The organism is Microbacterium sp. GCM10027623, from assembly GCF_042666935.1.
Lineage (GTDB): Bacteria > Actinomycetota > Actinomycetes > Actinomycetales > Microbacteriaceae > Microbacterium.
In genome coordinates, this window is the sequence record NZ_JBHTHE010000001.1 from 838,151 (window position 1) to 852,295 (window position 14,145).

Below are 14,145 nucleotides of genomic sequence, written 5' to 3' on the forward strand. Positions count from 1 at the left end.
TCAGTTCCCTCCTGCGCCGGCGAGAGCGCTGATGACCGCATTGAGTTCCGGTTCGACGGCGGTCCACCCGAGCGAGGACAGCGTCTCACGATCGTCGTCGTCCAGGCCCCACGTGGCGGCGACTCGCGCATCGCGCCAGACGAACGAGAACGGGATCCCATCGCCGAGTTCCAATCCCATCTCCGGGATCTGAACGTCTCCGCGGGCGGCCAGAGCAGCGATCAGGGGTCTCTCGCGGGGGGTCGCCTTCTCGGCGATCTCCTGCCATTCGACACTGAGATCTGTGAGAGGGAAGTCGACTGCGCCCAACACATTCGGCGTCGTCGCATCTTTCGTCTGGGACAGGGCCTTGATCTCGACCCCGCTGAGGTCGAAGCGCCATCCGACGACGTTCGACAGATGCAGCCAGAGCCGCCAGGACTCAGCGAACCCTTCGGCGCGGAGCGCCTCGTCGCGATCGTCGATCACCACGGCGAACTCTGATGCACCCTGCGCACCCATCCGTGTCGCGTATGCGACGGCACCCTGGCTGACGACCCAACCGAGGGGTGTGACCTGCGACGGGGATGCCGCGCCACGTAGGGCGTCGGCGGCCGTCTCAACGGGTGCCGTGTCCGTGGCGGACGGAGCGCCGAGGCTCCGAGTCATCATCGGCAGGGCACGCGCGACCTTGTCGCGGCGTTTCGCCTCGCCTGCAGGGTCCTGCATCCATTCCATGAGAGTCGTCAACGGGTCGGAGTGGATCCGGTCGAGTTGGACGAGAGGCAGCTGATACATCTCCGCGACCTTCGCGGCGAAACCCTGCTCGACCCAGCTCGTCGCGAGGGCATCGTCGTCCTGCAGATCCGCCCACGTGACGGCGAGGACACGGTGGCCACCTGCGCGCGCCAGTTCTCGCTTCTTCGCGTCGTCGGCGAGCCGGTTGTGGAGAGTGCTGGCATGGAAGGCCCTGCCGTCGGTGTAGATCGCGACCGGTTCCGCGCCCCCGCCGTGCTGCTCGAGCACGAAATCGGGCTTCGTGAACCCGAGGGAGACCTGCGGGCTCAGTTTCCAGATCCGGGCATCACCGGGGAAGCTCACCTGAACCTTGTTGCCCCAGTCGCCCGGCTTCTCCTTGACGGTGCCGCCGAGCTTCTGCGCCCGCTCGATGAAGCGCTTACGGAACAGCTGCTCGATCGTCGACTCGTCGAGCACCACGCCCGGGTCCTGCTCCGTCGGCGTGAACCGTCGGGGGTTCCCGCCGGCGTCCACCTGCAACAGCTTGGCCAGTGCCTGTTCCGCGCTCGCGCGTGAGACGAGCGCCGTGTTCCCACGGGCATAGGGCAGCAGGCACCGGTGGCAGGCGGAACGCCGCTCGTCGCGGCAATCGCAGTCCCGCACGATCTCCCACGCCTTCCTCAGCAGATCGAACATGCGGTCGGGGTCGGCCAGCTCCGCCAGGTATCCGGTACCGCCGGGAACCGCGTCGTGCACGAGCAGAGATTCGGCCGTCGTGTCGTCACCGACCGGTTCGACGGTCGAGATCACTCTCAGGTGGTCGGGGTCCCCACCCATGACCTCTCGCAGACCACGCATCAGCGCTGCGGAGAGGCTCGGGACGGCGAGTGAATCGCCGAGGGTTATGCCGATGGGCAGTCGCAGGAACGTCCCCTGAGTCACGAGTGTGCGGCTGAGCGCGATCGCGATCGTGTGCTCCTGGGCATCTCTGCGTCGCGGGCACCAGGAACGGTGGTCACGAGGATGGTTCCCGCCGGACTGGGAGTCCAGCTTCCCGCAGGTGTCGCAGACGCGGAACAGCGGCGCATGATGTTCCTGGCCGCCGAAGACCCGCGATTCGCCCCCCAGACTCTGCCGCCCGAGGTTGATCCAGCGAAGGGTCAGATCACGCGCGTACGTGACCCCGAAATGCGTCGATTCGTCGAACCAGCGGCGCGCCACTCCGGCCGGGTCGAGATCGGCCATGGCCTGCACCGTGAAGCGCGTTCGGATTCGGTCATCGCTGCGGTCGTTGATGGAGGCCTCGTCTCGCCGCGCGATCGCCGAGACCGTGTCCAGCTCGACCACGCGAAGGCGCTGTGCGACGTCGTTGATCCCCTTGGCGCCGCACCGCGGGCAGACGTTCTCGCCGTCTCCCGCCGTCAGGCCGCGACCGTGTCCGCACCTCGAGCAGAAGGACCACTCCTGCACAGCCTCGCCCCCCGGACCGAGATCCACGGCGTCGACTAGGATCTCCAGGCCCTGCGCGTAGAAGTACGCCCCCGGCGCGAGCTCCTGGATCGCGACGGATGCGCCACGCTCGTAACTGACCGGGTCTTCCCGCCAGTCTCCGGTCTCGGGGTCGACCCACGAGATCGCGGCATCAAGAGTCACCGAATCGTCGAGCAGGGTGTAGTTCGGCAGCAGCCCGAACCTCTCCAGGGATGAGACCCAGTGATCAGTGTGGAGCTCGTTCAGCTGACGGCCGAGCATCCGATGGGTGATCCGTGCCGTCCGCAGCGCCTCATCCGCATCGGCCTCGAGCCCGAGGTTCACTGCGGCTTCGAGGTCGGGGATCGCGTCCGCGATCTCCTTGCGGCGGAAGGCCAGCACATCGATCTGCCTGTTCCAGCGTTGTACGGCGTCTCGTACCGTGTCGGCCAGCGGTGAGGTGCCGATGCCGTCCGTCGGTGCGACGAACGATCGAAGCCGCTCGGATGTCGTCGGGGACACCGTCCCGAGCGCTGTGAGGAACTCGTCCACGTACTCCCGGTGTCGAGAGTCGGCGTCTTCGATCAGCTCACCGAGAAGGGTTCCTCGTTCGCTGGAGGCCAGCACGTCGTGTGTGTCGGCCGACGTCACCAGTCCCGCTCCCGTGCGGCGGTCGAGCAGCGACGCGATGTACTGGCGTTGGACGATCTCCTGGGCATCGAGGTAGGTTGCCGGGGGTCGGACCGCACCGTTGATCACCGACAGCGGATCGCCCATGCGGGGCAGCTGGTCGCCCCGGCCGGTGACTGTGGCGATCGACAGCGCGTTGCCGGTGAGTCGCCCCGCCCGGCCGACACGCTGGAGATACGAAGCCACCGACCGGGGCAGCCCGGCAAGCATCACGGTGGACAAGTCGCCGATGTCGATTCCCATCTCGAGAGTGGGTGTGGCGACCAGGACGTTCGGCGCGGACGGATCCTCGTCCGACGATTTGAACGCGTTCTCGTACTTCAGGCGAACGTCGTCGTCGAGCAGCCCGGTGTGCTCACGCGCGACGACGCGTCGCATCTGCCCGTCGTCGTACAGGCCGCGGTAGTAGTTCTTCCCGGACTGTGCGGTGCGAAGTGTGCCGGGGCAGCGCGCTGACATGCACGGTCCGTCTCGGAGCGCCGATACCGCTGCTGCGGTGCCGGTGATCGGGTTCTGACAGACGTCGCACACCAGTCGGGTACTTCCCTCGGCGAGATCGGCTTCGGTGACCGGTGTGACGATGACGGATGCCGGAGGGATCGCGTACACGGTGGCCGATCCGGTCGCGATCGAGCTCGCGTGCAGAAGCCCGTCCTTGGTCAGCGCGGCGAGAAGCGCGGACGTCAGCGCGGCCCCTTCCGCTGGCGTCACGGACAGAGTGCGGCGTGCCCACGTCGCGAACCAGCTCTGGGAGGACGACACCACGTCGAGATGTGTGCGGTGGCCGTCGGTGCCGGTGGGCGCATGCGGTCCGACCCGGGGGAACGCCGGAGCCTCCCGCCCCGGAGGGAACGCCGGCATGCCTGTGCCGCGGGGGCGTCCGCCCCAGACGTTCCAGCGTCGCCCGTCTTCGGAGATGTACTTCGCGAACCATTCGTGTTCGATGGACCCGCGTTCTCGCATGCGCTCCAGCACACCACGAACCCAGCGCAACACTCGCGAACCTTCGACGTCCGCCATCGAGACGCCGTCGAGGGTCTCGGCGTCGGCATCGACGAGCACCTTCCGCCCGAGTGCCTCGAGTTTCGCGTCGGATGCGTCGACGCCCGCGGCGAGGCTGCCGGTGAGCTCCAGAGTGCGCCCCACCCGCGAATGCAGGCCGAACTCCATCGCGACATCGAAGAGCAGACGTCGGCTGATGCGTGTGCGCACCTGGGTCGGTACCTGTCGGAGGGTCTCGCTGGACCAGAAGGGCATGAAGTCGTCGCGTTCCACCAGCTCCGGGGCGACCAGGCGATAGCGTGCGTCCTTGTCGTCGCCAGCATCCTGCATCATGCGTGTGACGATCTCGTCCAGGGATGCGGGCTGATCTCCGATCGCCTGACGAATCGCATTGCGCAACGCGAAGACATGCGCGCGGCTCTGCACGAATCCGGCGCGATGCGCTGCGTCCTGCACGCTGTCCGTGAAGACGAGTGCCTTCTTCTCAGCCTGGTCGAGCTGTGCGTCGCCGAAGAGGGTCGTGACGATCACGCTGAGCATCGTCGCCATGGCGGAACCCAGGAAACGGATGCCGTCGCGGCGCTGACAGGCCGGGCACACGTCATCGCGGGAGTCGTCGCCCGCATCGTCGCTCAGCAGAGTCAGGACAGGCAGATGATGGGGCGCGGACGCGTCGTCATCCGACCTCGAGGTCGTGATCCGGCGGAGTTGTGGGTCGAACCACGCGAGGCCGGTGACATCTGTGCCTGCTTCCGCGGATTCGGCTTCGCCCGGCGCGTGCAGGAGCGCCCGGAATCGGCTGCGGGTCTCACGCGAGGCGTGATTCCGACGGATGCTCTCGTCGTCTGCCGAGAGATCGCTGCCGGTCGGCGCGAGTTCGACGCCCCAGCCGCTTCGACCACAGTGCCGACAGTAGATCGCCGGAAACATCGGGGCATCGTCGTCTTCGAGCAGTGCATCGCTCGGGCCGTCGTCCGACCAGGAGAATCGGACGATCGCGGACGCCGCGCGGTCGATGCGGGTGAGCTCACGTACCCAGAGGTTGAGGTCGATCGACAGAGCTGAACGACCGACCCTGGCGCGCACATGGCTGAGCATGGCGAACACGCGGGTGAGGAACGTTCGGCGATTGTCTCGTCGTGATTCGAAGGTCTCATCTGTGCCGAGACCGCGAGGCAGGATCTCGTCGGCGAGCTCGTCGATCGAGACGGCCTTCTCCGCGGCGCGGGCGATCGCATGCACCAAGGGGTGGGCGGCGACCCCCGCCAGGAGGTCCTCATCGGACATCGCAGCCCAGTCGATGGGAACGGTGGTGGCGTCTGACTCCGCGGTCAGCGGATACAGGCGGTCCAGGACCATCGATGAGATCTCGGCGGAGTCGGCGTGCTCATCGATCTCGACGCCGGAGACGGCTGCCACCAATGCGTTGTTGATTCCGGCCGGGAGTCGGGACGGGGCTCGCCCGGAGGCATGGGCGTTCTGGATCCACAGGCGCGTCGACTGGCGGGTCTCGTTGATGACACTGTCGGGCGTGAACGGTCGCCCGAAGACCGTCTCGGCGAAGGAGAGCATGTCCGACGGGTCGCGGTCATCGCCCAACGTCGCGCTCGTGGCGACGGGGGTGACATCCGCGAGGGGGAAGCGGAAGAACTCGTCGGGGATGGCGCGGTCTTCGCTTCGGTGTCGTCGTAGGGCGAGTCCGAGCCGCCGCAGCAGCATCGCGACGTCGGTGCCCTGTGCGCCGTCGTACGTATGGAACTCGTCGAGAACGAGGTACTGCATGCTCTGAGCCATCGCCTCGACCACCGAGCGGTCGGCAGGCCGCAGCAGCACCTGGTCGAGCATCTTGTAGTTGGTCAGCAGGATGTCCGGCGGATCGTCACGGATGGTCTCCGGGTGATTGATGAGTCCGTCGTCCGTGACGCGCGTGCGTTTCCGCCCGCCCTGGTCGCCCGTGTACAGGGCGGCGCGGATGCCCTTGAGTGCGTCGTGTCCCCGGATCATCTCCGCGATGCGCCGGGCCTGGTCGTTGGCCAGAGCGTTCATCGGGTAGAGGATGAGGGCCTTGACGCCACCCGTGCCCGCAGCCTTCGCCCGCAGGACATGATCGAGGATCGGGTACAGGAATGCCTCGGTCTTACCCGAACCGGTACCCGTCACGACGAGCGTCGGGAGTGGATGCTGTTTCACCGTGCCATCGGGTTGTTCTCCGAGGTTGGAGCTGCTCAGCCGGCGGAACGCCGCGGCCTGGTGACCGTACGGGGTGTGACCTTCGTACCAGCCGAGGGCGTCGCGCCATCCGTCGTCGGCGGTGCGGAACGGGACCCGGGCTCTCACGAACGGGCCGCGGAAGATTCCGGTGTCGGGGTCGGTGAGGAACTCCTTGAGGGAGCGCTGTGCGTCGGCGTCGGACAGGGCGAACGTCGTGGTCAGGTAGGCGGTCAGCGCATCGCGGATCTGCTCCGCCTCCCGAGAGGGCAGCAGTTCACTCATGAGCGTTCCCGAAGGATCTTCTCGAAGTGCGCGTACGCCTGACGCATGTCGGCCTCGCGGTCGAGCGTGACGAAGGGCAGCTCGTACTCGTAGGTGTTGCCGGATACGTTCGTCGCGGTGCGCTCCTCCTGTGTGATCGCGTCGCCCTTCTGACGCCAGACCTTCAGCACCTCGTTCGGAACGAGGCGGCCATTCGCGTCGTAGTGATAGACGTTGCGGTCGTAGCCGTAGAGCACAGCGAACTGCGTGCGATAGATCGTGCACAGTTCATCAGCGGTGATGCCGAGGGAAAGCGCCACGATGGCGTCGATCTCGACCTGCGCCTGGCGCCGGTCGGATGCGCGACGGAGGGGGGCCTCTGGAGTCCAGGGGCCGATATGTACCGTCAGGCCGTCGCTGCCGACGGGCTTTGTCGCAAATCGATCATCGGTCGGGAACTTCGACGTAACCTCGCGCCAAAGTGGTGCGTACGCGGTCGTCGCCGCGGTGAGCCTGGCGCACCGGTGAATCAGCTCCGGAGCGAGAGTGAGGTCCTCGACGAAAGGGAGACGAGATGCTGTGCCGCTCCGAATGGTCGATTTCGGTGCGGCTCGTACGCTGAGGTCGGCCACAAGGGATGACATGGTCGCCGCAGCGACTAGCAACCCGTCACCTCGGGCTGCAGGCATACCAAGGGAGAAGATGCCATCCACGTGCGCCGCGCCAGGCGGGATCACGCTTGCGATCAAGGTTCGTTCTCCTGTGTTTGCCGCCATGTTTCGCCAGGCAATGCGGTAGTGGTCGCGGGCAGGGACGCGATCGGGGCCCCAGTGCGTGTAGGCGGCGTCGTACTCGGCGCGCGGCTTGGCGGGTTTGTAGGACGTGACGGGCATCGCGTTCGGCGCGAGCGTCTCCAGGTCGACCGGTGACCAATCCTGGTTGTGGAGCATCGTCGCGTTCGGGGACTTGTAGAAGGGGTTTCCGACGAACAGGTGCGGCCCTTGCAGGATCGCCTGGTCCCACGAGGCGACCTCGCCCCATTCCTTCTTGAAGAACCCCCTATTGAAATCTGTGGTCTCGTTCCAGCCCTGGGAGAACTCCAGCCCAAGGGTGCCGAGGCGAGGTGCGTGAGCGATCTTCGCGAGCACGGTGGCGGTCGCCTGGTTGACGGCATAGACCATCCGAGTTCGTCGGACCGGCGTCGACTCGTCCTCGAGGAGGCCGTGCCATGCGCGGAGCACGTCATCGTCGACCACGGTGATGCGGCCACTGTGTGCACTGAGGTCCCACTTCCCGTCAGCATTCTTGATGCCGGGTTCGGGGCCGTCTCCCGTGTGTCTGCGGGAACCTACCACGGTGTCTGGGTGGTACAGGTTCGTCGCCATCTCGAAGCGGGGCGCGCGTGCTGCACCGTACACGTGAACCCCGTAGGACACATGGTGGTCGATCTCGAAAAGAACCAGCTCATTCATGAACTGCCAGTGGCGCCGGAGATGCTCGTACGTCGCCTCACGAAGGAACTCGGCCTTCTCATCGGTGAAGTGTGATTCCGGGTGAATGAGCGCGATTGCGCCGCGCGGGCTCAGATGAGACCACGTGAGTTCCATGAAGCAGCGGTACAGGTCGGGTCGCAAGCCAGACAGATGTGGATAATTGATCTCCGATCCGAGATAGTTGCGAACCGCGACGACGCCAGAGGCGTCGTCAACGTGATCGGCCGCGGAGCCGGGATCGTTCAGGACGGTGCCCCGGTGTGCATCGATTTCCTTGGTTGATGGCTTGCTCGCCAAGGCGAACCAGACGTCGTGCTCGGCAAGCGAGGCAGCAGCGTCGAAGTCTGGCCGCACCCAGGGCGGGTTTCCGACCTGCAGGTCGAAGCCGCCCCGGGAGAAGACACCGGAGAAGTCGAGTTCCCAGTGGAAGAAACCGTTGGCCTCGGCGATGCGCTGTGCTGCGCGCAGCCACGCATGCGCGTCGAGCGCGTCGTCGACCTTCTCAACCTGCGCGAAGCCGAGCTCCACTGCCTCTGCAGCGCCCAGGTCATGCCAGTTCGTCGGGAGCCCGAGGGTCTGGGCGCCCTCAGAGGCACGCTTCGGTGCCTTCACCTCAGCGTGCCGGCCGAGCAGCGCGGTGAGCCCGTCGAGCCATTCGTCCAGACTCGGAGGTGTGGCCCCCTCGGTCAGCGCGTCGGTGAGTGGCCAGAACCACATCGCGCACCAGGCATCCATCACCCGGCGCAGTCGCTGGTAAGCGCCGTGAGGGTCGTTCAGGAACTGCTCGATCTCATCGCGGGTGACGCCGGCGACGTCATCTTGAACACCTCGCGGGTCGTTCCACAGCGTGACCTCGCGACGAACCTGCTGCTCGGCGATCTCCAGCCGGCGCAGGGTGAACTGCCACAGCACCTCCACGCGATGAGTGAGGCCCACCAACCGGTCGAGTTGCTTCTTCGACGGCTTCTTCCGCATCTCGTTGCGCCAGGTGCGCAGCTTCGCGTGCGCCTCGGAGGCGAGTTCCTTGCCTTCCTTCGCGTCGACGGCTGCTCCCCACCCTTCGGCCGGAAGGAGGAAGTGATGGATCCTCCCGCTCGTCGCCGATCCGACCCGCCCCTCGCGCATGTCGTCCACGAGAGTCGAGACGGGGACGTTCGTCGGGACATCCTTCAACCAGGCCTTGTCGGTCACCTGCTGTGCTGAGTAGATCGCACGGCGGGCGCCGATCAGCGAGTTGCCGCGTCGTAGCCGGAGCCCGAACCAGGGTGCCTTCAGACCGTCGACCATCGTGTCGAGCCAGAGGGAAATCTCAGCGAGCTCCACCGCGGTCGCATTGAGGTCGACGCCGTACACCTGATGGAGGGCGATCGATGCCTTGGCTTTCTGGAGCTCGAGCGGGCGTTCGTCAGGGTCGATGCGTTCGCCGATCTCCTGCTCTCGCCGGGTGAGGTAGTGGTCAGCGAGCTGTCGCACGGCCTCGATGGCGAACGCGCCCGATCCGAGCGCGGGCTCGCAGACGGTGAGGCCGAGGATCTCCTCTGCGGTCGTGGTGTGGCCGTCCTGGTCGAGCAACTCCTCGAGCGCCTGTCCGACGACGAACTTCGTCAGCACCTCGGGTGAGTAGTACGACGCAGACGTCTGGCGCTCACGTCCGGAAAGGCGGAACACGAACTCCCCGCCGCGGTAGCGTCGCTGCACGCGTTCGTGGGTGATCGGATCCTCTGCCATCACGAAATGCTGCTTCGCGATGCCGTCCGCGCGTTCGACGGGAACGACCCATGAGCCCTTCGATGCATCACCGTCCTTGGCCACCTCGTACAGGTCGGTCTCGGCGAAGAAGCCGGTGTAAGACATGAGTCCTTCGTACACGGCACCGAGCTGGTTGATGCCCAGATCGGCGTATGAGATGAACCCGCGATCGCCGCCCTTCTTCGTCCGCTCCTCACGGGTGAGCAGCAGGAGTGACAGGACGCGCTGCAGGGCGCCGTCTCCGAGTTCCGCTTCATCGATCAGCGCCACTGACTCGGGACGGAAGAGGTCCGCGCTCAGAGAATGGAACTCCAACCCCTCGGGCGCGTCGGCCGCGGCGTCCGTCGAAGATTCGCCGACCGTGGACGCCTTCGTATGCCCGGCATCCACCAGACGGAAGAGCGTGTCGAGTGACTGATACAGATGCGTGCGGTGACGAGATTCTTCGCCGAGCTCGACGAGGACGAGTTCACGGAGCCGATCGAGGCCGTAGCCGAGGGCGTACTCCGGGGCGCCGACGGGCAGTACGTGCAGCTCGGGCGAAGCCTCTGCGAAGAGGAGGAACAGCACGCGGTAGAGGTACCGCAGCGACTGCCGTGCCAGATCGTTCGCCGCGCTTGCCGTCAGAGGGTCCTGATCGGAGGCAGAACGGCGTCGCACGACTTCGTTCGCGATGATCTCGATCGACTCGCGCACTCCGTCGCGCAGATCCTTCGAGACGCCGACCGTGTGCTTGACGGAGTCGTCGAGAGTCTCGGCCCACCAGGTGGTGCCGTCGACGTCGGGTGACACCGATTCCGCGGCCAGAATCGCGACGGCACGGTCGAACTCGCCGCCCCGCTTCTTGACCTCATTACGATCCAGGACGAGCTGCACGTCGACGGCGAGATAACGCCCCTCTGCCCACCGCTCCCGCTCCGCGACAAGCGCCTTGGCCCCGCTCAGCACGACCGCGAACGCGGGGGCATCCTCAGAGGTGAACAGCCAGGACAGAGCCCGGGCCACCGACACGATCTCGTCGGTCTCGTCCTCCGGGACGAATGACTCGAGGAGGGTGGGCTCCTTCTTGGAGAGCAGATCGACGACGTCGGCCACCGGGCGGGCGAAGATCAGGGAAGTGGAGATCTCGGCCGCATCCTTCGGCGCGAGCAACGTGATCGGCCCGTGCACTTCCTTGCGCCAGCGGGAATCGTCGTAGCCCAGAGCCTCGGTCAGAGGTGCCAGTACCTGCGTGCGGTATTCCGAAGCATCGACGGCGGGTACGGAGTTCTCGTCATCGCCTCTGTCGAGCGTGGAAAGCGCGGTCGTGAGCGCGGCGGTCGCGGACGCGAGCCGCGACCTCGGCGTCTTCTCCCCGGCATCCTCACGTTCGTCCCAGTCCTTGCGCCTTGTGACCACGCGTCCCTGGAAGGACTGCTTGACCGAATCCGTGTTGAAGTAGTGCTCGCTGATCCAGTCTTCACCGACGATGAAAGCATCCGACGCCATATCAGGCCTCCTCAGGAACGATGACGAGCAGGGGACGGGCGAGGTGTCGGGACGGGAGCATCGAGCGCGCCGTGAGCTCTTCCTCCTGAACCGCGGAACGGCGGCCCCTCAGGTCAGCTCGTTGGACGAGATCGCCGGAGGACTCGATCCACGCGTCCACGCGCTCGGACCAGGCCTGCACCCTGCGGCGGGCGTCATCGGCCGCCGCCGTGGTGGTCATCTCAAGATGGGCGGTCGCTCGATCGACGGCCTGTGGAATGAGAGCCTGCAGCGAGCTCACGTCTTCGACAGCCCCTGGGTTCGTCTTGACGGCCGTGATGCCGAGGTCGGCCAGGGCGTCGCGAGCGCTCGCGTACGGACGGATCATCCCACCGGCGACGGTCACGAAACTCGTCGCGATCACCTGACCGCGAGCGTTGCTGAGGGTGCCGAGCAGGAGCACCGTCGGGGCGGGCACATCGCCGCGGACGACGAAGACCTCGTTGCGGCCGAGTTTGGCGAGAACCCGGTCGCCCGCCCAATCGAGCACCGGGTGGAGCGGGCCGAGATAGTGTGTCTCCGGCCAAAGCCCGAGGCGATTGGACGTGTCATCTCTCGCGTCCTTGAGTGATGCCTTCGCCTGGGCCTCGGTCGTGGCGAGCTTCATGTCCGCGAGCACCTTGCGTTCCTGGAGGTAGCTCTGCGGAAGGACAGTCAGCCGCTGCTTCAGATCATCCGTCGGGCTGAGCTCGACAAGACCGTAGCCGGTGTGATTCACCCACTCCACACCGCCGGCCGAGTGTGAAGCGGCCGGGGTCTCGAAGACCTCATGCAGCGCCGACTGGAGGTAGCCCGCATCCGACTCGAAGAGTCCCGTACTGCCGACTTCATCAGGCGTCGGGACCGACTCGGTGGATTCTGTCGACGTGAACGACTGCAGGAACGATCGCCACGGGTCGTCCGCGTCGTCCGCGAAGCTGTCGACCCCGGGAACGACCTCGTCGATCGATGAGCCCTTCATCAGTGCCTGTTCGATGGCCTTCTCCTCGGCGGCGACGCTGTACGCGCCCATCAGGACAGCGGCGTCGCCCAGCGCGCCGTGGGCCTCGTTCTCACGCTCCACCAGGCGCTGCAGAACGCGCATGTCTCCCGAGAACCGGTCGTTCGAGGGGCTGAGCAGCAGCGTGGTGATCTGCGGCGGATGCTGTTGGCCGTATCGATCGATACGACCGTTGCGCTGCTCGATACGGATGAGGCTCCACGGGATGTCGAAATGGATGAGCTCGTGGCACTGGGAGTGCAGGTTCACGCCTTCGGAGGCGATGTCGCCGGTGATCAGTACGCGGATCGGAGACGAGGACTGCTTGAAAGACTCCACGACAGCCTGCTGCTCGATATCGGACAGACCTCCGTGGAGCACCTCGACCTGCTCGTCCTTGAGCTTCAGCGCAGCACGGACTCGCTCCTGCAGCCAATGGAGCGTCGCCACCCGCTCGGAGAAGATGACCACCCGCTCGGTCGAAGTGCGCGCGATGCCGATCTGCTTCAGGTACTCGATGAGCTTCGACAACTTGGCGGACTCACCTTCGGTGCTGTCCTTCGCGAGCGCTTCCAGACGCCGCAGCGCATCCAGCTCGCGATCCTCTTCGAGGGTTCTCGTGTCGCCGATCGTGCGGATGCGGTTCCGTACGGACTCCAACAGAGCGGGCGGGCTGGAGAGGTACGCCTTCGCGAGCGTCCAGGGGAAGAGGCCCTTGTTGGCGCCCGAGTACGGGCTGCTCACCTGTGGGTAGAGCCAGACGTCAGCGAGTTCGTCGGCGACGGCATCCTCCGCCGGTGAAGCGGCGACCACGAGATGCTGCAGTTCCTTGCGCTCGGCCCACTGATCGCCTACCTCACGCTTGACCTCATCCGAGTACCGGTGTCGTCGGATCACCAGACGATCGAGCGCCTGCGGGTCGACGTCACCGTCCGGCGACACCGCGGAGGGCTCGAGCAGTCGGATCAGCTCGGCGAACGATTCCTTGCGGCCGTTGTGCGGCGTCGCAGACGCCAGGATGAGTGCCTCGGTGTTCGGCGCCAGAACGCGAGCGAGCGCGTTGTTCTTGGTGGTCCCGGTGAGGTTGTGCGACTCGTCGATGACGACGGCATCCCATTGCTGACGGCGCAGATGATTCAGGTAGCGGTCCTGTTTGAGCGTGTCGACCGAGATGATCGCTCGTTTGTACAGGCTGAACGGGTTGCGGGTGGCCGGCAGCTTCTGACGCACGCGCTGGATTCCGACCGAGTCGAGGCGAACGAACGGCAGCGCGAACCGCGTCCACATCTCGAACTGCATCTGCTCGAGAACGTGCTTGGGCGTCACGATGAGGATGCGCTCGCCGCGTCCTCTGCGTACGAGCTCGGAGAGGATCATCCCGATCTCGATGGTCTTGCCCAGACCGACGGTGTCGGCGAGGAGGACTCGCGGTCGGAGCTGCTCGGAGCTCAGCGCCTTGCGCACGGCACTGCGCTGATAACCGAGGGTGTCCGTGAGCACGCGCGTGGAGACGGAGAGAGCACCGTCTCCCAGAGGAAGGGGCGTGCGACGGAGGGTGGATTCCAACCACAGGCGAGTCTGGCGGTAGCCCGCCGACGTGTCGGCGCGAAGCTCGGCTGCACGCGGGTCAAGCGGGACGATCTCGTCCAGCCCCTCGTAGAACGCCGCACGCGTGTCGCGGACGAGCTCGGAGATGCCGGTGACCTCCACGAGCAGGCCGTCCTGCGTGTTGTCGACCTTGGTGACGAGCCAGTCCGCATCGCGGACGGTGACGAGCGACCCGGGGGCGACATTCAGTGGTGTGCGCACGGCCTCATTCGAGATCGACACGACAGCGTCCTCCATCTTCAGTGGAGCCCGGGGGTGGCTCCTCGGTCATCGTATCGAGCGAGTGAGGTCTGTGGATTCGGATGCATGGATCTCGAGGGGTTCGGCACGCCGCACCCTCGCCTCTCGCAACGGTGATACCCCTCGGCCATAATGACCCCCAGAGGGACATTCGAGGGGGATGTCCGAGGGTCTCACTAACGTCAGTCGGCTGAGCAC

3 protein-coding genes are annotated in these 14,145 nt (G+C 66.0%); all 3 read right to left on the bottom strand.

Annotation, left to right across the window (positions count from 1 at the left end; all coding sequences use genetic code 11):
- Genes ACFQY2_RS03865 through ACFQY2_RS03875 form a run of 3 tightly spaced genes read right to left on the bottom strand, consistent with a single transcriptional unit; the run spans position 1 to position 13,929 of the window.
- Positions 1-6,372: a DEAD/DEAH box helicase gene (locus tag ACFQY2_RS03865; protein WP_378744315.1), complete on the bottom strand. Its 6,372-nt coding sequence runs from the start codon at positions 6,370-6,372 to the stop codon at positions 1-3.
- A complete protein-coding gene (locus ACFQY2_RS03870; RefSeq protein WP_378744316.1) occupies positions 6,369-11,081 on the bottom strand; it encodes a DNA methyltransferase in 4,713 nt (1,570 codons plus the stop codon). Before ACFQY2_RS03870 ends, ACFQY2_RS03865 begins: the two co-directional genes overlap by 4 nt.
- A gap of 1 nt (position 11,082) precedes the next feature.
- Positions 11,083-13,929, bottom strand: a complete 2,847-nt coding sequence (locus tag ACFQY2_RS03875) for a helicase-related protein (RefSeq protein ID WP_378744317.1) — start codon at positions 13,927-13,929, stop codon at positions 11,083-11,085.
- Positions 13,930-14,145 lie beyond the last annotated feature (216 nt).